At 61.6% G+C, this 19,096-nt stretch carries 21 protein-coding genes; 5 read left to right on the top strand and 16 right to left on the bottom strand.

What is annotated here, in order from left to right; all coding sequences use genetic code 11:
• Positions 1-165 precede the first annotated feature (165 nt).
• The 10 genes from AC3RCG_RS26520 to AC3RCG_RS26475 form a co-directional block, all read right to left on the bottom strand.
• A complete protein-coding gene (locus AC3RCG_RS26520; RefSeq protein ID WP_492402172.1) occupies positions 166-633 on the bottom strand; it encodes a phage virion morphogenesis protein in 468 nt (155 codons plus the stop codon).
• Positions 630-1,118: a phage tail protein gene (locus AC3RCG_RS26515; RefSeq protein WP_492402173.1), complete on the bottom strand. Its 489-nt coding sequence runs from the start codon at positions 1,116-1,118 to the stop codon at positions 630-632. Before AC3RCG_RS26515 ends, AC3RCG_RS26520 begins: the two co-directional genes overlap by 4 nt.
• Positions 1,102-1,614, bottom strand: a complete 513-nt coding sequence (locus AC3RCG_RS26510; protein ID WP_492402175.1) for a lysis system i-spanin subunit Rz — start codon at positions 1,612-1,614, stop codon at positions 1,102-1,104. Before AC3RCG_RS26510 ends, AC3RCG_RS26515 begins: the two co-directional genes overlap by 17 nt.
• Complete coding sequence (locus AC3RCG_RS26505; protein WP_492402177.1) at positions 1,611-2,171, bottom strand: glycoside hydrolase family 108 protein; 561 nt, start codon at positions 2,169-2,171, stop codon at positions 1,611-1,613. Before AC3RCG_RS26505 ends, AC3RCG_RS26510 begins: the two co-directional genes overlap by 4 nt.
• Positions 2,171-2,542 (bottom strand): hypothetical protein, encoded by a 372-nt coding sequence (locus AC3RCG_RS26500; protein ID WP_070224671.1) that lies wholly within the window; start codon positions 2,540-2,542, stop codon positions 2,171-2,173. The genes AC3RCG_RS26505 and AC3RCG_RS26500 overlap by 1 nt, the downstream gene beginning before the upstream one ends.
• A gap of 65 nt (positions 2,543-2,607) precedes the next feature.
• Positions 2,608-2,823, bottom strand: a complete 216-nt coding sequence (locus tag AC3RCG_RS26495) for a tail protein X (RefSeq protein ID WP_492402179.1) — start codon at positions 2,821-2,823, stop codon at positions 2,608-2,610.
• Positions 2,823-3,326 carry a head completion/stabilization protein gene (locus AC3RCG_RS26490; protein WP_492402181.1) on the bottom strand — a complete coding sequence of 168 codons (504 nt, stop codon included), beginning with the start codon at positions 3,324-3,326 and terminating at the stop codon, positions 2,823-2,825. The genes AC3RCG_RS26495 and AC3RCG_RS26490 overlap by 1 nt, the downstream gene beginning before the upstream one ends.
• Positions 3,327-3,433: 107 nt before the next feature.
• Complete coding sequence (gene gpM, locus AC3RCG_RS26485; protein ID WP_492402182.1) at positions 3,434-4,153, bottom strand: phage terminase small subunit; 720 nt, start codon at positions 4,151-4,153, stop codon at positions 3,434-3,436.
• Positions 4,150-5,169 carry a phage major capsid protein, P2 family gene (locus AC3RCG_RS26480; protein ID WP_492402183.1) on the bottom strand — a complete coding sequence of 340 codons (1,020 nt, stop codon included), beginning with the start codon at positions 5,167-5,169 and terminating at the stop codon, positions 4,150-4,152. The genes gpM and AC3RCG_RS26480 overlap by 4 nt, the downstream gene beginning before the upstream one ends.
• A 49-nt stretch (positions 5,170-5,218) precedes the next feature.
• Positions 5,219-6,004 carry a GPO family capsid scaffolding protein gene (locus AC3RCG_RS26475; RefSeq protein ID WP_492402185.1) on the bottom strand — a complete coding sequence of 262 codons (786 nt, stop codon included), beginning with the start codon at positions 6,002-6,004 and terminating at the stop codon, positions 5,219-5,221.
• 136 nt (positions 6,005-6,140) lie between these two features.
• On the opposite strand from AC3RCG_RS26475, the gene AC3RCG_RS26470 reads away from it, so the two are divergent.
• The 3 genes from AC3RCG_RS26470 to AC3RCG_RS26460 are packed head-to-tail and all read left to right on the top strand — an operon-like array spanning position 6,141 to position 9,225.
• Positions 6,141-7,940: a terminase ATPase subunit family protein gene (locus tag AC3RCG_RS26470; RefSeq protein ID WP_492402186.1), complete on the top strand. Its 1,800-nt coding sequence runs from the start codon at positions 6,141-6,143 to the stop codon at positions 7,938-7,940.
• A 14-nt stretch (positions 7,941-7,954) separates the two neighbouring features.
• Positions 7,955-9,013: a phage portal protein gene (locus AC3RCG_RS26465; protein ID WP_492402362.1), complete on the top strand. Its 1,059-nt coding sequence runs from the start codon at positions 7,955-7,957 to the stop codon at positions 9,011-9,013.
• On the top strand, positions 9,010-9,225 hold the full coding sequence (locus AC3RCG_RS26460) for a hypothetical protein (protein ID WP_492402187.1): 216 nt from the start codon (positions 9,010-9,012) through the stop codon (positions 9,223-9,225). The genes AC3RCG_RS26465 and AC3RCG_RS26460 overlap by 4 nt, the downstream gene beginning before the upstream one ends.
• 659 nt (positions 9,226-9,884) lie before the next feature.
• Here AC3RCG_RS26460 and AC3RCG_RS26455 read toward each other — a convergent pair.
• Positions 9,885-10,592, bottom strand: a complete 708-nt coding sequence (locus AC3RCG_RS26455) for an HIRAN domain-containing protein (RefSeq protein ID WP_492402188.1) — start codon at positions 10,590-10,592, stop codon at positions 9,885-9,887.
• Positions 10,589-11,533 (bottom strand): HipA domain-containing protein, encoded by a 945-nt coding sequence (locus AC3RCG_RS26450; protein WP_492402189.1) that lies wholly within the window; start codon positions 11,531-11,533, stop codon positions 10,589-10,591. The genes AC3RCG_RS26455 and AC3RCG_RS26450 overlap by 4 nt, the downstream gene beginning before the upstream one ends.
• Before the next feature lie 529 nt (positions 11,534-12,062).
• Here AC3RCG_RS26450 and trmB point away from each other — a divergent pair.
• Together trmB and galE are read left to right on the top strand one after the other, a co-directional pair.
• The gene (gene trmB, locus AC3RCG_RS26445; RefSeq protein ID WP_070220500.1) at positions 12,063-12,743 is read left to right on the top strand and encodes a tRNA (guanosine(46)-N7)-methyltransferase TrmB; all 681 of its coding nucleotides are present in this window, start codon (positions 12,063-12,065) and stop codon (positions 12,741-12,743) included.
• A gap of 156 nt (positions 12,744-12,899) precedes the next feature.
• Positions 12,900-13,919, top strand: a complete 1,020-nt coding sequence (gene galE / locus AC3RCG_RS26440; protein ID WP_492402190.1) for a UDP-glucose 4-epimerase GalE — start codon at positions 12,900-12,902, stop codon at positions 13,917-13,919.
• A gap of 281 nt (positions 13,920-14,200) precedes the next feature.
• On the opposite strand, the gene AC3RCG_RS26435 is transcribed toward galE, so the two are convergent.
• The 4 genes from AC3RCG_RS26435 to recQ form a co-directional block, all read right to left on the bottom strand.
• Complete coding sequence (locus AC3RCG_RS26435; protein WP_070220497.1) at positions 14,201-15,487, bottom strand: Glu/Leu/Phe/Val family dehydrogenase; 1,287 nt, start codon at positions 15,485-15,487, stop codon at positions 14,201-14,203.
• 277 nt (positions 15,488-15,764) lie between these two features.
• Positions 15,765-16,745 carry a LysR family transcriptional regulator gene (locus AC3RCG_RS26430; protein ID WP_070290862.1) on the bottom strand — a complete coding sequence of 327 codons (981 nt, stop codon included), beginning with the start codon at positions 16,743-16,745 and terminating at the stop codon, positions 15,765-15,767.
• Positions 16,746-16,789: 44 nt separating this feature from the next.
• A complete protein-coding gene (locus AC3RCG_RS26425) occupies positions 16,790-17,272 on the bottom strand; it encodes a hypothetical protein (protein ID WP_070290863.1) in 483 nt (160 codons plus the stop codon).
• Entirely contained in the window at positions 17,272-19,095 is a 1,824-nt protein-coding gene (recQ, locus tag AC3RCG_RS26420) for a DNA helicase RecQ (RefSeq protein ID WP_070220494.1), read from the bottom strand. The genes AC3RCG_RS26425 and recQ overlap by 1 nt, the downstream gene beginning before the upstream one ends.
• Position 19,096: the final 1 nt, after the last annotated feature.

Genomic DNA, 19,096 nt, shown 5'->3' with positions numbered 1-19,096 from the left:
TGATTCGGAAGTTGATATTTGCAAAAGTAAGGAGCTTCTGAAAATGGATGGATGAGAAAAAATTTGGCATGCTATTTTTGTGCTAATTTTAGCATCTCGAAGAAGGCTCCACTCACTTCAACTAATTTGCAAATTGATGTCTGTTGAGGTTCGAATCACACACCATTAGGGGTGTCTCAGGTGTTGCAGTAAAGATTCGCGTATCAACGTCCGATCCGGTTCACTCAAGCCTAGCAGCGGCCGCTCCGGGTACTTGTAGGCGGCCCCTTTTTTGGTAACGCGGTCTTGCCGGCCAAACTGATGCACATGTGCCACGCGTGCCACCCAGCCAAAGAAGCCGACTTCGATCTGGTCGCCGGTCACCTTCACCTTCAGGTGTTTTGCGGTACGAATCTTGGCAAACATCGCGGCCTTCTGCCGCTTGATGCGCCCATTCTTCCCCTTAAATTCCTTGCGCCGCTTGCGTGCCGGGTAGGCTGCGCCATCCGGCCCCTGCTGGGCCTTGATGCGTTGCGCTTGGCTGCGGCGCAGGTCGATGGCCACCTTGTGATGGATGGCGCGGCGCTGGGCCGGCTGCAGCTTGGCCAGCAAGGCGCCGGCCCAGGCTTCCAGCGCGTGCAGGTCGTCGCTCATGGCGTGGCCTCGGGCGTGCGCCATTCGGCCAGCAGGGTGTCGCCGTCATACAGCTTCCAGAACTCATCCGCGTAGGCCGGCATGTGCTGTATTTCGGCCAGGTGCTTGATGTCGAGGCGGCCCGCCTCGCCGGTCTTGACGGCCACGCGCTCGGTCAGGTCGAGCTTGATGGAAATGTCGACCGTTTCGTGGTTGTTGAAGTCCACCTCGAAGGCGATGCCGTGCTTGCGGGTTTCCTCGTTGGCCATCAGGTCGAGCTGGTGGACTTTGAGCCAGGCGATCAGGGCCACCATGATGGCGTCGGCGTCGCCCGCGTAGTCGGTGACGATCAGGTTGAGCTTGAAGCGGTATTCGAAGGACAGCGAAGCGGTGGCCGACGCCACCACGTTGCCCTCGTCGGCAAAGACCAGCAGGCGGTCGGGGTCGCGCTGCAACTGGGGAATTGCGGCGGCCAGGTGCTGGCGCAGGCTATTCGGTTTGTACATGGTAGGTGTCTCGCACTAGGTTGTAGGCGTCGATGCAGGCGTTCAGCTGGCGGGCGGCGTCGTCGCCGTCGCCGGCAATGGCGTCAAGAGCTGCCGCAGTCGCCGGGTCAAGTTCGGCGCGCGCTTCAATCCGATGGCTTGCGGCAGTGGTGGAATCTGCAGCGGCGGCGCACTGGCCGCTGGCAACGGGGATTGACAGGCGCACAGCGCCGCTGCGCACGTCAGCGTTAAAACGGTCGCGTTCAGTTTTCGCATGGGTTTGCTCCTGGGTGAGTTGTTCGGCGCGCAGCACCAGGGCGGCGCCGGCGGCGCGCTCCAGCATCAGCACGCGGGCGGTGGCCTGGGCCAGTGCGGCGGCGGCGGTGGTTTTGTATGTGGCCGCCGCCCGCTGAAGTTCGGCGATGCTGGCGTCCTTGCGCCAGCCCTGGGCCGTCCAGCCCGCGAGGGCGCCGCACAGGAGAAAAGCCACCAGCGGGCGCCAGGTGGTTGCGGTCACATGGCCACCCGTTCCTTGATCCAGCCGAACAGGAAACGGCGCTGGCTCTTGTTGGCCTCGGTGATGTCCAGGTAGCGCGCCGCCTGCAGGCCGTTCAAGGCGCGCAGCAGCACGGTGGCGCCATCCTGGCCGCGCCATGTCAGGAAGGCGGCCAACGCGCCCAGCGATTGCGCGCCCAGGCGGCCGTCGACGAACAGGGCCGGGTAGCGGGCGCCCGTGTCGTTAAAACCGTTCAGCCAACGCTGCAGGAACTCGGCCGCGCGGTGCGGCCCCATGTTCACGCCCGTGTCGATCACTTCGGCGCCGATGCCGGCATGCAGGGCCAGCACCTGGTCGAACTTCGGCTCCGTGATGTAGCGCGTCGTGTAGATGGCGCGCGCCACAGCCACGGGCAGGTCGCGCATCGGTCCCGTGTAGCCATTCGCACGCGCCACGGCCAAGGTGATGCCGAAGTTGGTTTCGCCGCCTTTATCGGCCGGGTCGTTCACATAGCCGCCTTCGGCGCGCAGGATGGCGTCGATGGTGCGCGCGATCAGCGGATTGTCGGTGCTGGCCATCAGTGTTCCTTCGCGTCTTTGACCAGCTCGGCGATGTCCTTGTCGCTGCGGCGCTGGAACCACAGCGCCACGGCGCGCGATACCCACCAGCCGGGGGCGCCGACGATCAGGTCGATGGCAGACGCGTTGACCATGGCGCCGATGGCCGGGAGCTGGGCGCACAGCAGCTGGTACACGGTGCCGCCCAGCAGGCACGAGAACACGCCCGCGCAGGCCAGGCGGGCGACGAATTCGCCCTTGTTGAAGGTGCCGTCAGCATTCAAGGGCGGCAGCACGATGTACAGCATGGCCGCGCCGACCATGCCCAGCGCCGCCTTGAAGCCGTACAGTTTGACCAGGGTGGCGAAACCACCAAACGATTCTGCGGACATTACTTGATACTCCGAGGTGAAGTTAGATAGATTTTTCATGAGGGTAAAAATGGTGGATGGCTGCGTTAATCCCATAGCTGCACAAGATCGGCTGCCACCACCTGGCCCGTGCTGGGTGCCGGTTCGGGCAGGGTGACGAGCAGGCCGGCCGGCAGCACGGCGCCGTGGCGCGCCAGCGCGGGATTCAGGGCCAAGGCCTGCTCGACATATCCCGCGCCGTCGCCCAGGTAGCGCCACACCAGGGCGTCCACCGTGTCGTGCTGTTGCGTGCGTACCTGCATCAGATCAATTCCACGGTCAAATGCGTGCGCCCGACGATATCGGCGATGGCCCATTGCGCATTGCGCCGCTGCGCGCCTGGCGCCTCGTCGAGCCATTCCATGCTTTTCTTGTCGCTGACGGAGGTGGCCGTGCTGTCGTAGTCGCGGTAACGCTCGATCAGGTCGGCCTTCGCCGTGCTGTAGACGGCGCGCCGGTACTGCGCCAGTAGGCGGGATTCGCGGTTGATGCGCGTGGCCGGCACGTCCACCAGGGCGGCGATGCCGGCAGCGGCCTGCTTGCCCTGCCAGTCGGCCAGCTCGCGGTTGACCTGCAGGATGGCATCGACCACGGCTTGCACCAGGCGCGCGTCGGTGACGGTGCCATCCAGGCGCATGGTGTCGCGCATGTCGGTGAGCAGGATGTCGGGAAACCAGCCGTCGTTCTCGATGATGCCGGCGGCAGGCGCCGGCGGCGCCGGGGTGGTGCCGGGCGGGATGGACGGGGGCAGGGCCATGAAGGACATACGGGGCGCTTTCAAAAATGGGGCGGTGGACGGGGTTCATCAGGCCGAGATTGTTGCCAATGCGTGGCCAGAATCCCCCCGTGCCGCCGTGCTGCGGGGGATGCTCTTTACGTGGAACCGGCCGCGCGCTTGAGGCGCCGTTCCAGCTTTTCCATATCCTTCTTGACGCCGCAGGACTCCGACAGGGCGCGGGCGCGCTTCAACTGAGCCATGGCGTTTTCCGCCTGCGCCACCAGTTCCGGGGCGATGTCCGTCTCGTCTGCCTGGTCGAGCACGGCGATCATGGCCAGGCCGATGGCCTTGTGCAACTTGGCGCGTGCCTGGTCCGGTGCGTCGCTGGTCGCCGTCAACTGTTCGACGGTGCCCAGCACCTGGGCCGCGTGCTGCGGATCGACGGCAAGCTTGCCGTGCAGGTAGCCCTCGGCGAACTCGTCCAGCATCAGGGTGGCGATGTCGCGGCTGTAGGTGTCGGGCAGCGTGAACTTGTGCGCCAGGGCGTATTCGGCCATGACCAGGGCGCGCGCGTACTCGCCCGTGTCGATGTGCCACACCAGCAGCGTGGCAAACACATCATCCTGGGCGCCCTTGCCGCCGGCCAGCACGCCGTCGATCCATTGCGCGTAATCCGGCAGCAAGGTGGCCTTGACCTCGATCTTGCGCTCGACGGACTGAATGGATTTCAGGCGGCGCCGGTCATCGGCCAGCTTGTAGAGCATCAGCTCGTAGGCCGTGCCGGTGGTCACGCCCTGCGGCGCGGCGGCGCCGGCCGTGCGCTCGGCCAGCATGCGCGCGCGGTGGCGCAGGGCGGGGGATTGGTTCGCCATCATTTGTCTTTCAGCTCGATGTTTTCCACCAGCGCGGCCAGGCCCAGGTCTTCGATCACGTAGGCGTCGTTGGACGACTCGTAATTCTCGATGCGGTCGCGCTTGGGCTCGTCCACCACGCGGCGGCGGCGCGCGCCGTCCTGGAAGTAGATCGACAGATTGTCGAAGCGCGTGATGAGGATCGCGTTGTCCGGGAAGTAGGGCACGCGCGCCGCCGGCAAGCCGCCAATGCGTTTCTGGCTGATGATGATGTCGGCCGCCAGGGTTTCCGTGGGCGCCTGCTTGGTGTTGACCAATGGGAAGTATTTATCGTTCAGCAGCTTGCGCCCGACGATGGCCACCAGGTTGGTGTCTTCCTGATACCACGGGTCCAGCAGGTTGACGGCATCGGTGACGGCCGCGTCCAGGTTGGCATAGTCGGCGCCGTCCACGTCGCCGATGACCACCTTGCCCGGCATGCCGGCTGCCACCAGGCCCAGCACGCGCTCGGGCGCCTGTTCACGCAGGTGCTGCAGCCAGCCCTTGTTCACGTCCTGCAGCAGTGGATTGGCGGCCAGGTCAGTGGTGGCCATGACTTTCACGCCATTGAAACCGATGACGATGCGGTCCAGCGCCTGGCGCGTCAAGATGGCATTGGCGACGCGCGATTGAAAGTCCTGGAATTTGGCCCAGGCGTCGAGCTTGGCATAGCTCAAATGCGTGTCGAAGTTGGTCTGCTCGCAGCGGTATTTTGTGCTGTCCAGGGTGGACAGGTCGCGCGTTTCGCGTTCCTTGTCCTTGGTGTTGGTGCGGCTGGCAATCGGGCCGGACACGCCCAGGCCCAGTTTTTCGCCTTCCTGCTCGCCCACGCCGATGATGTTCACTTTCGACAGGAACTCGCTCGATTCCTGCATCTTGTTTTCCAGCTTTTGCTGCACGCTGGGCGTGACGCTGAAGGTCTTGGCCACGTTGTCCGTGTCGTTCAGTTGGCCCAGGCGGGTTTCGTATTGGCCAAAGACCTGGCGCGTTTGCTTTTTCATATATCGGTGCTCCGTTGTTGAATGAGGTGTTGGTGGATGGCGCGGGCGCTTAAAACTCGGTCTGCACGGCGCCGTCGTTGCCTGTGGCGGCCGGGCGGCGCGGGCCGTTGCCGGGCGCTGCGTCCATCTGCGCCTTGAAGGCGGCCAGCTCGTCCTGCGTGGCCGTCAATGCTGTTTCGGCTTTCTCCAGGCGGGTCACGGCGTCCGCGTAGTTGTCGTTGGCGGTGACGACGTGGCCGGCCAGCGCCTGCACGGCTTCGCTGATGTCGGCGAACTGCGCCGCGTCGGTGCCGGATTTATTCGAAAAGCGCGACAGCAGGTTTTTCACGGCGTCGGCCAGCCTGATGCCTTGCTCTTCGAATTCCAGCTCGACCTCGACGGCCGACGTAAACAGGTTGGTGCTTTGCTGCTTGCGGGCGGCGGAGAATTTCAGGGCATCGGTGCCCAGGCTGGCGGGGCTGTCGGTGACGCCCAGGCCGACCAGGTAGGGTTGCGCCGAGTCGGCAAAGTCGGGCTGGATTTCCAGGCTGGTGTACAGCTTTTGTTTCGCCTTGTTGATGGCCACCAGTTCCGGCGTCGGTTCGATCTGCGCGAACAGGGCCAGTTTCTTGCCGCTGTCCGTGTCCACTTCCTCGGCTTTGACGGCGATCACGTCGCCGTAGGCCTTGAACTGGCTGTCGGGCAGGATGCCGCGAATGTGCTCCAGCCAGATGCGCGCGCCGTAGGTTTTCGGGTTGTAGGTGGCGGCGATCTGCTCGATGGTGGCGCGGTCGATGTTGCGGCCGTCCGTGGTGGCGCCTTCGGTGGCGACGCGGAAGAATTGGGATTTAGGCATGGTGGCGTGTCTCGGTTGATCGGATAACGCCATGGTCAACGTCTTGGCGCTGCGATTCAATGCGCTGCGGGTTGCTATGGGCCATAGCGACTTTTGCCTTTCCCCGCTCCGCGCGCGCGCGGCCTACGCTGGCGGCATGCTAGTCATTGAACAAAAACCCGACGAAATAATCGCCGAACTGGCCGTGCCCGAATCCGAGCCGCGCCGAGCCGCGCGCGCCCTGTACTGGAAGGGCTGGCGCATTTCATCCATCGCCCGCCACCTGGGGATCAAGCGCAGCACGATCAATAGCTGGAAGCTGCGCGACGAATGGGACAAGGCCCAGGCCATCGAGCACGTCGAGGCGTCGGCCGAGCTGCGTCTCGTAAAACTGATCGAAAAAGAGGTCAAGAGCGGCAGCGATTACAAGGAAATCGATTTACTCGCCCGCACCATCGTGCAGATGGCGCGCGTGCGCCGCTACGAGCAGCCGGGCGGTAACGAGGTGGACCTCAACCCGAAGCTGGCGAACCGCAATGCCGGCCCGAAGAAGAAGCCGACGCGCAACGATTTCAGCGAAGAACAGAAAATCGAGCTGCTCGACGCCTTCCAGGATTCGCTGTTCGACTATCAAAAGGTTTGGTATCGCAACGGCGACCAGCGCACGCGCGCCATCCTCAAGTCCCGCCAGATCGGCGCCACCTGGTACTTTGCGCGCGAGGCGCTGGCCGACGCCATGGCGACGGGCCGCAATCAAATCTTCCTGTCCGCTTCCAAGAGCCAGGCGCACGTCTTCAAGCAATACATCGTGCAATTCGCGCGCGAAGCGGCCGGCATCGAGCTGACGGGCGACCCCATTGTGCTGCCGAACGGCGCGCACCTGTATTTCCTGGGCACCAATGCGCGCACGGCGCAGGGCTACCACGGCAATTTCTATTTCGATGAATTTTTCTGGACGCAGAATTTCCAGGAGTTGAACAAGGTGGCCTCGGGCATGGCCATTCACAAGAAATGGCGCAAGACGTATTTTTCCACGCCGTCCTCGACCACGCACCAGGCCTATCCGTTCTGGACGGGCGAGCTGTTCAACAAGCGCCGCGCCAAGGCCGACCAGGTGAATATCGACGTGAGCCACGGCCGCCTGTCGTCGGGTTTTACGGGCGAGGACAAGATCTGGCGCCAGATCGTCACCATCCTGGACGCCGAGCGCGGCGGCTGCAACCTGTTCGACATCGACGAGCTGCGCAATTTCGAATACAGCCCGGACCAGTTCGACAACCTGTTGATGTGCAACTTCATCGACGACTCGGCCTCGGTCTTTCCGCTGGCCGAGCTGCAGCGCTGCATGGTCGATTCCTGGGTCGAGTGGGACGACTACAAGCCCTTGCTGGGCCTGCGCCCGTTCGGCAACCGGCCCGTGTGGATCGGCTACGACCCGGCCTTGAACGGCGACAGCGCCGGCTGCGTGGTGCTGGCGCCGCCCATGACGGCCGGCGGCAAGTTCCGCATCCTGGAGCGCCACCAGTGGCGCGGGCAGAGCTTCGAGGACCACGCCGACGCCATCCGCCAGATGACGCAGCGCTACAACGTCGAATACATCGGCATCGACACGACCGGCATGGGCATCGGCGTGCTGCCGATCGTGCGCGGCTTCTTCCCGGCCGTCACGGCCCTGAACTACTCGCCTGAAGTCAAAACCCGCATGGTGCTAAAAGCCAAAAACATCATCAGTAAAGGCCGGCTGGAATTCGACGCCGGCTGGACCGACATTGCGCAGTCCTTCATGGCCATCCACAAGACCCTCACCCCCAGCGGGCGGCACGTGACCTATGTCGCCGGCCGCAGCGATGAAACCGGCCACGCCGATCTGGCGTGGGCCTGCATGCACGCCCTCGATCACGAGCCGTTCGAAGGCACCACCGACAACCACCACTCTTTCATGGAGATTTATTCTTGAGCAAAGCACGACACATGCGCGCGCGCGGCCGGCAGGCCCAGGGCGCGCCATCCACAGCGGCCACAGTCACGGCCACGGCGCCGGCCGCCGCCGGCATCGAGGCGTTTTCCTTCGGCGACCCGACGCCCGTGCTCGAGCACGCCGACATTTTGGATTGCTTCGAATGCTGGAAGAACGGCCACTGGTATGAGCCGCCCGTCAATCTGGCCGGCCTGGCCAAGTCCTTCAATGCCGGCGTGCACCACAGCAGCGCCATCCACTTCAAGGCCAACGTGCTGGCGTCCACCCTGATTCCCAGCAAGTACCTGTCGCGCGACGCCTTCAAGCGCATGGCCCTGGACTTCCTGACGTTCGGCAATGCCTACCTGGAAGACCGGCCCAGCCGCAGCGGCAAGGCGCTAAGCTATCAGCATGCGCTGGCCAAGTACATGCGGCGCGGCGTCGATCTGGATACCTATTATTTCGTGAACGGCTACCAGGCCGTGCACCAGTTCGACAAGGGCCGCGTGTTCCACCTGATGGAGCCGGACGTCAACCAGGAGCTGTACGGCGTACCGCAATACCTGAGCGCCCTGCAATCGGCCTGGCTCAACGAGGCGGCCACCTTGTTCCGCCGCAAGTACTACAAGAACGGCTCGCATGCGGGTTTCGTTTTCTACATGACCGACGCCGCCGCCAACACGCAGGACGTGGACAACCTGCGCCAGGCCATGCGCGACAGCAAGGGGCCGGGCAACTTCCGCAACCTGTTCATGTACGCGCCGAACGGCAAGAAGGACGGCATCCAGATTCTGCCCGTGTCCGACGTGGCCGCCAAGGACGAGTTTTTCAACATCAAGAGCGTGACGCGCGATGACCAGCTGGCCGCGCACCGCGTGCCGCCCCAGCTGATGGGCATCCTGCCGAACAATGCCGGCGGCTTTGGCGCCGTCGAGCCGGCCGCGCGCGTCTTCGCGCGCAACGAGCTGGTGCCGCTGCAGGCGCAGTTCGAAGCGATCAATGAGTGGGCCGGCGTGGAAGTGGTGCGCTTCGCCCCGTATGACCTGGCCAGAGGCGGGGAGGGCGCGGCATGAGCGACCATATCGACAACACGGACAAGATCATCTTTGCCGAGGTGGCGCGCGGCCTGGCCGCCGTGCGCGGACGGCTCGCCCTGGTGGCGCGCGGCGCCTGCCACTACTGCGACGAGCCGCTGGCGCCCGGTCTGCCGTTCTGCAACGTCGATTGTCGCGACGACTACGAGAAGGAGCAGGCCGCGAAGGCGCGCGCCGGCCGTCCAGGATGACCGTCACGCCGCGATAGCCGGCGGGGTGGGGCCGCGACAGGCCAGCCACGCCAGCGCGCCCCAGCCACCGCACAGGCCGCCCACGAGGCGGCTTTTTCACGTCCAGATGATTTATGTTGCTATTGAGGCAAGAAAAAGGCCCGTTTCGGCCCGGCGCGCGCAGTTGTCCCCCCTCCACACCTGCCCGCTATATAGGGCTCTTTTGACTCAAATGTGCGCCATGGCCGAAGGCGCATGAGGACTGGCGCGGCGGGGCGAAGAGGGGGCGTGCGTTTTGACGCATTTTGACGCACTTTGAGCGCTTTTTCGTGCGCGTGGTGAGGTAGCGTGGAAATGGCTGTTTTCGTGTGCTGGTGGGGCTGTATCGAAGCCACATGGCTCGTGCTTATTCGGTGCTGGCCAGCGGCGGGGCAACCTGCAATCCGTCCGGCCACGGCTCAATTCCGTGCTGACGGCATGACATTCAAACAGGTCGGCATCGAGCATCTCCAAGCGTGCAATGTACACAGCTTTGTCAAGCGTCAGCTTGGGAACGAGCCAGTGGGGTGTGTATCTTTGGCTTGACGGCGGCGGGCGGCTGTCGATAATTTCGACCATGCCGCCGGCCTAGTTTGCTTTCCACAGGATGAAACCATCAGTGTTTATGCAATGGCAAAGCTCTATCGTACAGATACGAAAATGTAGACGATTGGATGCCCTGATTGATTGTTTACTCGGTCAATATTGCCGGAAACAGAAAAGCCATTCTTGAACCACGAGCAGAAGGATGGAGCTTGTGCTCTGTCCACGAAGCCTATGCGTTTGCCGCTATGAAATATAGCAACTGCATTTTCATCATGGGCGTTATCTTTGTCGCGTTTGAAGGTGACGGGATCTCCAATGTAAAGATCGTCTGGCGAAACATTTTGTTGGTGGCGAAAACCTGCTACTTCAATAATGAGCTCAAATGGGGGTCTAGCCTTAGTTAAGTCAGGAAAAAGCTCAAATGAGTCACTCGGCAACTTTGCATTGGTATAAGCCAACAGTGCCATATCTGGCAAAGAAGCTGACGAAGGCAACCGATGACGTCGCAGGTATGTCTCGAAATCATCACGTTTCCGAGGCGGAAGTCGCCTTAAAAATGAATCAAGTACACCCGATGAATACTCCGGATTTTTGATCGGGAATGCAGGATAGCCTATAAATCCGTCAACTATGGCATGAGCATAGTCATGTGTGTCGACCAGATAGCGGAGTGTAGGCGACTCACCAGGAGTCTGACGAACAATCTCAGCAACAATCCTTCTGCTGGGGGATTTTTTCGCATGACCAGCGCGCCAGACTAGCAGAAGACGTGCAGGTTCGACTATGTGTTCGATCTGATTCATCCTAGCGCCGCCATGATTTTCTGTTTCCGAATTTTTATGAGTTTAATATACATGTTTTTTCGCTCTTGCGTTAAGGCAACAGAGAGCGGAAGTGTACACAGGAAATCTAAATTTTTTTCCAACGCGGGCACATCGAATTGTGCCATTTTGTCATACATGAAAGCTTGCAACAGCGGCTGCAGTTGCACGAGCTTTAACAATAGTTCAATGTGCCCACATCCTTTTTCATCCCCTTTTTGCCAGCGGATGTGATGAGTGCCTTTGTCAACATATCGTGCGTAATCATTTTCGGTCCATTTGACGATATGGGCAGGAAACCTCTCATGACCTAAGCTCGTGCCATTGTCGAACAAAGGGGCAAAGCTAGACATTACAGTATCGTTTCGCTTTACTGCCAAGTACCCCCAGTTATCTTGGTGTCGATCAGTGTTTCCAATTAAAGCGTCGAACAGAAGCGCTTCCGCCCATTTTTCTTGCCAGTTATCGGTGCTACTGTGGGTCATTGAGAACAATCTACCCAGGGTCTGGACAGTATGAAAATTGTGCAGCTCACCCCGCTTGCGGTCGAATTCTGGAATTAAGGCCTGCATAAACGATCCGCCGGGAGTAAAAATCGCTTTGCCGTCTTCGTAAAACCATTCAATCAGAGCCGCGCAATCATCCTCTTTGCTATTTCTGGCAACAAAGGCTGGTGGGACAGTGACGTCGAGTAAACACCCAATATGGTAGGCAACAATTTCTCCCCACAATTGGTCTGGATATTTTTTGTTGGAACGTTTGTAAAGGTAGCGCCGATTCTTCTCGATAAATGTGTGTTCGACATCCGTAGGAGGAAAGTAAGCGTCCTTTGATCGAGCACCTTCAGGATAGGATGCATAGAGATCATCAGCGTGCCATGTGGCCACGTCAATGATTACATCTTGCAATTTTCCTATGGTCATTGTAGGTCCAAGTCGAGGTTTTAGGTTTGGTCGGCCTTAGCGGCGAACAGGGCCAAATCTGCTGGACTGATTTGATCAAACAGTTGCCTATGTATCAATAAAATATTGACTCACAACATTGTAAACGCATGTGGATGTGTCTTTTCGAAACCTACTCGATTTATTTGTACTGAGTATAAATGAGCACCAGTCCTATTGATAGGTCTACCTCTGGAGTTCTATTGATCGCCCTGTTCTTAGGTGACAAATCGGTTGTCGTCAGAGCCGAAATAGTTAGCTCCACAAACGCAAACCACACCGCATGGATGGCCGCTTGTGCGGCTGCTATAATGTCACCTTTGCGGAGCAGAAACGGGCCGCAAGCCCGCATGGGTGTTGAGTTCCTTGTCGAGCTTCCCAAGCTTACGACGAGGGTTCGATTCCCTTCACCCGCTCCATTTTTCGCTGGCGCCTGGCTTGATGCGGCGCGGCTACTTATTTCTCCATTCCCATGTCTTCTGATACCCCAGCAAACGGCCCGGCGCGGCCGATGATGTACGATCCGACCGAACACCGCATCCGCAGTTTCGTCACCCGCGCGGGACGGCTGTCTGTCGCGCAGGCGCGCGCGCTTGAGACCTTGGGGCCGCAGTTCCTGTTGCCATTCGCCAAGGAGTCCATGGATTTCGAGCAGGTGTTCGGCCGCAAGGCGCCCGTGATCCTGGAAATCGGTTTCGGCATGGGCGCGACGACGGCGCATATCGCCAAAGCCATGCCGGAGAAGGATTTCATCGGCGTCGAAGTGCATACGCCTGGCGTCGGCAGCCTGCTGAAGCTGATCGGCGAAGAGTCGCTGACGAATCTGCGCTTGCTGCAGCACGATGCGGTGGAAGTGCTTACGCACATGATCCCAGCCAATTCGCTGGCCGGCATCCATGTGTTTTTCCCTGATCCATGGCACAAGGCGCGCCACAACAAGCGTCGTTTGATCCAGTCGCCATTCGTCAAGCAATTGACCGACCGCCTGGCGCCGGGCGGCTATCTGCATTGCGCCACCGATTGGGAAGATTACGCGGTGCAAATGCTGGACGTGCTGGGCGCCGAGCCGCAACTGCGCAATAGCGCCGATGCTTATGCGCCGCAACCGGCATATCGTCCGCTGACCAAGTTTGAAAACCGCGGTTTGAAGCTGGGCCATGGGGTGTGGGATCTGGTGTTCATCAAGAAATAAACGCATTATGGCGGCTTGCCCACCCCTGCCATTTGCATAAAAATGAAGCCTGCCGCAGCAATGCGGCGGGCTTTTTTATTACTTGCGCAGCCTTGTGCGGGCTTGGCAAAGCGGGGAAATTCCGCTAGTCTTATCTTTTTTGCATTGATTGATATTATGTCCAAGAAAATACTCGTGACCGGCGCATCCGGTTTCATCGGTTCGCATACCTGTATCGAATTGCTGGCTGCCGGTTTTGAGGTGGTCGCGGTGGATAATCTGTGCAATAGCGCGCGCGAAGCGATGGCGCGCGTGGAGCGCATTGCCGGCAAAAGCGTGCCCTTCTATGAAGCGGACGTGCGCGACCGCGCGGCCATGGCCGCCGTCTTGCGCGAGCATGCCATCGATGCGGTGATCCATTTCGCCGGCTTGAAAGCCGTGGGCGAATCCGTGGCGCAGCCACTGATGTATATGGATAACAATGTGTCGGGCACCGTGGCGCTGCTGGAAGTGCTGGCGGCGGCGAACGTGAAGCGTTTTGTGTTCAGCTCGTCGGCCACCGTGTATGGCGATCCGGAAGCCTTGCCGATCGTGGAATCGTCGCGCCTGTCCGTGACCAATCCGTACGGCCGCTCAAAGCTGATGGTCGAGGAGATCCTGGCCGATCTCGTGCATGCCGATGCGCAGTGGCAAGTCGGTGTGTTGCGCTACTTTAATCCCGTCGGCGCGCATGCCAGCGGCTTGATCGGCGAAGATCCAGCCGGCATCCCGAACAATCTGATGCCTTTCATCGCCCAGGTGGCCGTCGGCCGCCGCGAGCGGCTGGCCGTCTTCGGCAACGACTACGACACGCCGGACGGCACGGGCGTGCGCGACTACATCCACGTGGTCGACCTGGCGCTGGGCCATGTGGCCGCCCTGAACCGCCTGTTCTCCACCGAGGGCGGCTTTACCGTCAATTTGGGCACGGGTCACGGCTACAGCGTGCTTGACACCGTGCGCGCCTTCGAGGCCGCCAGCGGCCGCAAGGTTCCCTACGAGATCGTGCCGCGCCGCCCCGGCGACATCGCCAGCTGCTACGCCTCGGCCGACAAGGCGAAGCAATTGCTGGGCTGGCAAGCGCAGAAAAATATCGACGACATGTGCCGCGACCACTGGCGCTGGCAGTACCAGAATCCGCAAGGCTACGCGGCGTAAAAAAGTCCGCCAGATACAAAAAATCCCGCTCACACGCAAGTGTGGCGGGATTTTTTTAACAGCGCCAGTAACTCAATGGCGCCTGAAAAATGTATGGGGCTAGGCGCAAAGCCGAAGACAGTACGCTAGTACGGCGAGGCGAAGCAACAACGCCCCAGGCATTTTCTCAGGCAGCCATTTGGCGCCTGAAAAATGTCTGGGGCCAGGCGCAAATCCGAAGACAGTACGCCAGTACGGCGAGGGGCAGGCAACAACGCCCCAGGCATTTTCTCAGGCAGCCATTATGGATACAGGCCGCGTACTTCGCGCGCCTGCAGCACGCGCGTGCACGCCAGGATGAAGGTGGCGGTACGCATCGACACTTTCTTCTCTTGCGACACTTGCCATACCGCGTCGAACGCTTCGCGCATGATGCGGGTCAGGCGGCTGTTGATTTCTTCTTCCGTCCAGAAGAAGCTCGAGAAGTTCTGCGCCCACTCGAAGTAGCTGACGGTCACGCCGCCGGCGTTGGCCAGCACGTCCGGCACGATCAGCACGCCGCGGTCGGTCAGGATGTCGTCCGCTGCAGGCAGGGTCGGGCCGTTGGCGCCTTCCAGGATGATCTTGGCGCGGATGACTTGTGCGCGTTCGGCCGTGATCTGCTGTTCCAGCGCGGCCGGGATCAGGATGTCGCAATCGATGCCCCAGAAATCTTCGCGCGGCACGAATGCCTCGGCGCCCGGGAAGCCTTCGACGCTGCCCACTTCGGCCACGTGTGCCAGCAGTTGCGGGATGTTCAAGCCGCCGGAATGCACGACGGTGGTCTTGTGATCTTGTACCGCGACCACTTTCGAGCCGGCTTCAGCGAACATGCGTGCAGCGACGCCGCCCACGTTGCCGAAACCTTGCACGATGACTTTCGCGCCTTCGAGCGACATGCCGACCTTGGCGGCCGCATCGCAACCGACGACGAATACGCCGCGGCCCGTCGCATCGCGGCGACCCAGGCTGCCGCCCAGCGAGATCGGTTTGCCCGTCACCACGCCGGTCGACATATTGCCGCCGATCATGGCGTAGCTGTCCATCATCCACGCCATGACTTGTTCATTCGTGTTGACATCCGGCGCCGGGATATCCTTGTTCGGTCCGATGATCATGCTGATCTCGCTCGTGTAGCGGCGCGTCAGGCGTTGCAGTTCGTTGCGCGACAGGGTCTTCGGATCGACACGGATACCGCCCTTGGCGCCGCCGTATGGCACGTTGACCGCTGCATTCTTGACCGTCATCCAGGCCGACAGCGCCATCACTTCCGACAGGGTAACGTCCTGGTGGAAGCGTACGCCGCCTTTGCCCGGGCCGCGCGACAGATTGTGCTGCACGCGGTAGCCTTCGTAGTGGGCAATGGTGCCGTCATCGCGCTCGATAGGCACGTCGACCGTCAGGATGCGCTTTGGACGCTTCAGCGTTTCCACCCAGCGCGACAGGTTGCCCAGGTACGGCGTGACGCGGTCGATCTGCTCGAGGTAGACGCCCCATGGGCCCAGGTCTTCAGGATTGAGGTAGGAAGGAAGTGCGTGCTTGCTGGTCATGCTTGATAAGCTCCTGGACAAAACGGTGGTGTAATGCCGAAAAATCTACTGCGCGTCGTGCTTTGCGGCCGGCGATGCTCGCTGTACCTTCGTACAGCTGCGCTTCTCGGCCACAAATCACTGCCGCTCGCTACGATTTTTCCTGGCATTCAAAAATGCTGTGGTAGGCGCAATCAATTGAGTTGCGCGCAGCGGAACCGCATCGTAGGCGATAGCCTCATGCCCCGGCCAATGCTTTGTGCGCATCCGGTTATGCATTTATTGCATAGTTAGGAGGTCAGGATGGAATGGTGGTGACAGCCGCGCGCCGGCGTTTTTTTCCGCCGCGCGCGGCGCTTTCCTGCACCTGCACCAGGTATTGCCACAGGCTTTCGACGATCTGCTTGCCGGGGCGCAGGCTGGACGGGCGCTCGCGGTACAAGCGGATTTCCAGCTCGATTTCCCAGCCAGGCGCGCCGCCGTCGGCGCGTGCCAGGTGCTTGTATTTGACGTCGCGCATGACGGCCGATTCGGGCAGGAAGGCGATGCCGCGGCCTTCCAGCGCCATCATTTTCAAGCCTTCGGCCATGTCCGTTTCGTAGCAGGTTTCCAGGAACAGGGGCGCCTTGGCGTCGGCCAGCAGCAGTTCCACCATGCGCCCCAGGTAGGCATTGTTGGTATAGGAGAGGAAGGGCAGCGGCTCCCTGGCGCTGCCGGGAAGGACGAAGTCCGGCACCTTGTCCTGGCCGCAGCGCGCATATGCGCGCAGGGTTTCGCGGCCCATCACCAGCATGTCGTAGCGGCCCGGATCGAGCTGCACCGGCTGGCGCGGATGGTGATAGCACAGCAGCAGGTCGCAGCCGCCGTCGACCAGCTGCAGTACGGCGTCGTGCACGTTCAGGGCCATCAAACGGCTGTTGATCGGCGCAAAACCTTCTTCCAGCGCCGTCAGCCATTTCGGCATGAAGGTCAGCGACAGGGTGTGCGGCACGGCGAAGTCGACGCTCGTTTGCGTGGCCGCGCGCTTGCCGCGCAACAGGGCGCGCACGCCGTTGATCTGCCCCAGCATTTCCAGCGCCTGCTCGTAGAACACGGCGCCAGCGGGCGTCAGCCGCGTCGGGTACGAGGTGCGGTCGACCAGGTCGATGCCGAGCCAGTTTTCCAGCGACTGGATGCGCCGCGAAAAGGCCGGCTGGGTCACGTGGCGCAGGGCCGCGGAACGGCTGAAATTATGCGTTTCAGCGAGCGAGATGAAGTCTTCCAGCCATTTGGTTTCCATCGCGGCGGCGTTCTCTTGTCAAGGGCAGGGGCTAGGTGGAGTGGTCAGGGCGTCTCGGCCGATGCCGCCGGCCGGTACAGCGATGCCGGCAGGCCGAAGAAGGAGGGCGGACCCAGGGTCGTGCCATCGAGCGAGCCACCCGCGTTCAAGGCCTTGTTGATGGCCGACAGCAAGGAGCTGCGGTCGGCGAGATTTTTGATCAGGGCGCGCGGGCCGTTGTGGAAAGTATGCTGGGCGATATCCGCGGCGACGACAAAGATCGGCTCGCGGCGCAAGGGGAACTCCACCCATTCGCCGTCCTCGTCCTGCGCGCGGAAGGTGGCGGGCAAGGTCATGTTTTCGGCGCCGGGAAGGTGCGACACCAGCACCAGGCCGAAGGCTTCCGGTACCACGTCGGCCAGGCGACGCACCGTCAGGTCGTCGCCGACCAGGGTACGTACTTGCGCTTCCACCGCGTCTTCGGCGTCAGGCTGGGCGCCGAGGATTTTCACGGCCTGGTAAATCAGGTCGGGCGAGAGTGCTTCCATCAAATCATCTCCAGGATCATGGCGACGATTTCGTCGCCGTACGAGGCCAGTTTTTTCTCGCCCACGCCGCTCACGCCGCGCATCTGCTCGAGCGAGGTGGGCTTGGCCTTGGCGATTTCGCGCAGGGTGGCGTCGACGAAAATCACGTAGGCGGGCACGTTGTGGGTGCGCGCCGTCTCTACGCGCCACCAGCGCAGTTTGTCGAAGATCGCCTGCTCGCTGGTGGACAAGTCCGTCTCGACATAACCCTTCGCCACGCTGGTGCTGCGCTTGCTGGTTTTCACCGGTTTCTGGTACTGGCGCAGCTGCACTTTCTGGCCGCCCTTGAGCACGGGGCGCGAGGCGTCCGTCAGTTTCAGCGAGCTGTATTGTTCATGGTCGACCGAGACGAGACCGAGCGCGATAGCCTGGCGCAAAATCGATTTCCATTCCGCCTCGCCCAGGTCCGAGCCGATGCCGAAGACCGACAGCGAATCGTGGTGCCAGGTCTTGATGCGTTCCGACTCCACGCCGCGCAGCACGTCGATCACGTGGCCGCCGGCGAAGCGCTGGTCGACGCGGTAGATGGCCGACAGCAGTTTTTGCACGGGCACCGTGCCGTCGAACGACACGGGCGGCACCAGGCAGGTGTCGCAATTGCCGCACGGCGAAGCCGGTTCGCCGAAGTATTCGAGCAAGCGCATGCGGCGGCAGCTGAGCGTTTCGCACAGGCCCAGCATGGCGTCGAGTTTCACGCCCAGCACGCGCTTGAAGGTGTCGTCCGCTTCCGATTCGTCGATCATGCGCCGCTGCAGCACCACGTCCTGCAAGCCGTACGCCATCCAGGCGTTGGCGGCCATGCCGTCGCGGCCCGCGCGCCCCGTTTCCTGGTAATAGCCCTCGATGCTTTTCGGCAGATCCAGATGCGCGACGAAGCGCACGTCGGGCTTGTCGATGCCCATGCCGAAGGCGATGGTGGCGACCATGACGATGTTTTCCTCGCGCAGGAAGCGCGCCTGGTTGGCGCTGCGCTTGGCGTACTCCATGCCGGCGTGATAGGGCAGGGCGCGGATGCCGCTCTGGTTCAGAAATTCCGCCGTCTCTTCGACTTTTTTGCGCGACAGGCAGTACACGATGCCGCAGTCGCCCGCGTGTTCCGTGTTGATGAAGTCGAGCAGCTGCTTGCGGCCATTCGCCTTTTCCACGATCTGGTAGCGGATGTTCGGGCGGTCGAAGGACGAGACGAACTGGCGCGCGTCTTCCAGCTGCAGGCGCAGCGCGATTTCGGCGCGCGTCTGCGGGTCGGCCGTGGCCGTGAGCGCGATGCGCGGCACGTCCGGGAACTGCTCGTGCAGCACCGACAGCTTGATGTATTCGGGGCGGAAGTCGTGGCCCCACTGGGCTACGCAGTGCGCCTCGTCGATGGCGAACAGGGAGATCTTCGACGCCTGGAACAGGTCCAGGCAGCGCTGCGTCATCAGGCGCTCGGGCGCCACGTAGACGACGTCGATGCCGCCCGTGCGCACCAGGCGCTCGATGCGGCTCGCTTCTTCGTAGGTCTGGGTGGAGTTCAGGAAGGCGGCGCGCACGCCGACTTCTTCCAGCGCGTCCACCTGGTCCTGCATCAGTGCGATCAGCGGCGAGACGACGACGCCGACGCCATCGCGCAGCAGCGCGGGAATCTGGTAGCACAGCGACTTGCCGCCGCCCGTGGGCATCAGCACCAGCGCGTCGCCGCCATGACTGACGTGGTCGACGATGTCGGCTTGCTGGCCGCGGAAGGCCGGGTAGCCGAAAACGGTTTGCAGCAGGTGCAGCGCGCGCTGGTTAAGATCTTGATTCATA

The sequence above is a fragment of the Janthinobacterium sp. GW823-FHT01H08 genome (genome assembly GCF_058797855.1).
The sequence above is the reverse complement of the archived record's forward strand: the minus strand, read 5'-3'. Positions and strand labels throughout refer to the sequence as shown.

Coding starts and splice junctions, on each gene's coding strand:
- AC3RCG_RS26520 (WP_492402172.1), bottom strand. CDS start 633: ATGAGCGACGACCTGCACGCGCTGGAAGCCTGGGCCGGCGCCTTGCTG.
- AC3RCG_RS26515 (WP_492402173.1), bottom strand. CDS start 1,118: ATGTACAAACCGAATAGCCTGCGCCAGCACCTGGCCGCCGCAATTCCC.
- AC3RCG_RS26505 (WP_492402177.1), bottom strand. CDS start 2,171: ATGGCCAGCACCGACAATCCGCTGATCGCGCGCACCATCGACGCCATC.
- AC3RCG_RS26500 (WP_070224671.1), bottom strand. CDS start 2,542: ATGTCCGCAGAATCGTTTGGTGGTTTCGCCACCCTGGTCAAACTGTAC.
- AC3RCG_RS26495 (WP_492402179.1), bottom strand. CDS start 2,823: ATGCAGGTACGCACGCAACAGCACGACACGGTGGACGCCCTGGTGTGG.
- AC3RCG_RS26490 (WP_492402181.1), bottom strand. CDS start 3,326: ATGTCCTTCATGGCCCTGCCCCCGTCCATCCCGCCCGGCACCACCCCG.
- gpM (WP_492402182.1), bottom strand. CDS start 4,153: ATGATGGCGAACCAATCCCCCGCCCTGCGCCACCGCGCGCGCATGCTG.
- AC3RCG_RS26480 (WP_492402183.1), bottom strand. CDS start 5,169: ATGAAAAAGCAAACGCGCCAGGTCTTTGGCCAATACGAAACCCGCCTG.
- AC3RCG_RS26475 (WP_492402185.1), bottom strand. CDS start 6,004: ATGCCTAAATCCCAATTCTTCCGCGTCGCCACCGAAGGCGCCACCACG.
- AC3RCG_RS26470 (WP_492402186.1), top strand. CDS start 6,141: ATGCTAGTCATTGAACAAAAACCCGACGAAATAATCGCCGAACTGGCC.
- AC3RCG_RS26465 (WP_492402362.1), top strand. CDS start 7,955: ATGCGCGCGCGCGGCCGGCAGGCCCAGGGCGCGCCATCCACAGCGGCC.
- AC3RCG_RS26460 (WP_492402187.1), top strand. CDS start 9,010: ATGAGCGACCATATCGACAACACGGACAAGATCATCTTTGCCGAGGTG.
- AC3RCG_RS26455 (WP_492402188.1), bottom strand. CDS start 10,592: ATGAATCAGATCGAACACATAGTCGAACCTGCACGTCTTCTGCTAGTC.
- AC3RCG_RS26450 (WP_492402189.1), bottom strand. CDS start 11,533: ATGACCATAGGAAAATTGCAAGATGTAATCATTGACGTGGCCACATGG.
- trmB (WP_070220500.1), top strand. CDS start 12,063: ATGATGTACGATCCGACCGAACACCGCATCCGCAGTTTCGTCACCCGC.
- galE (WP_492402190.1), top strand. CDS start 12,900: ATGTCCAAGAAAATACTCGTGACCGGCGCATCCGGTTTCATCGGTTCG.
- AC3RCG_RS26435 (WP_070220497.1), bottom strand. CDS start 15,487: ATGACCAGCAAGCACGCACTTCCTTCCTACCTCAATCCTGAAGACCTG.
- AC3RCG_RS26430 (WP_070290862.1), bottom strand. CDS start 16,745: ATGGAAACCAAATGGCTGGAAGACTTCATCTCGCTCGCTGAAACGCAT.
- AC3RCG_RS26425 (WP_070290863.1), bottom strand. CDS start 17,272: ATGGAAGCACTCTCGCCCGACCTGATTTACCAGGCCGTGAAAATCCTC.
- recQ (WP_070220494.1), bottom strand. CDS start 19,095: ATGAATCAAGATCTTAACCAGCGCGCGCTGCACCTGCTGCAAACCGTT.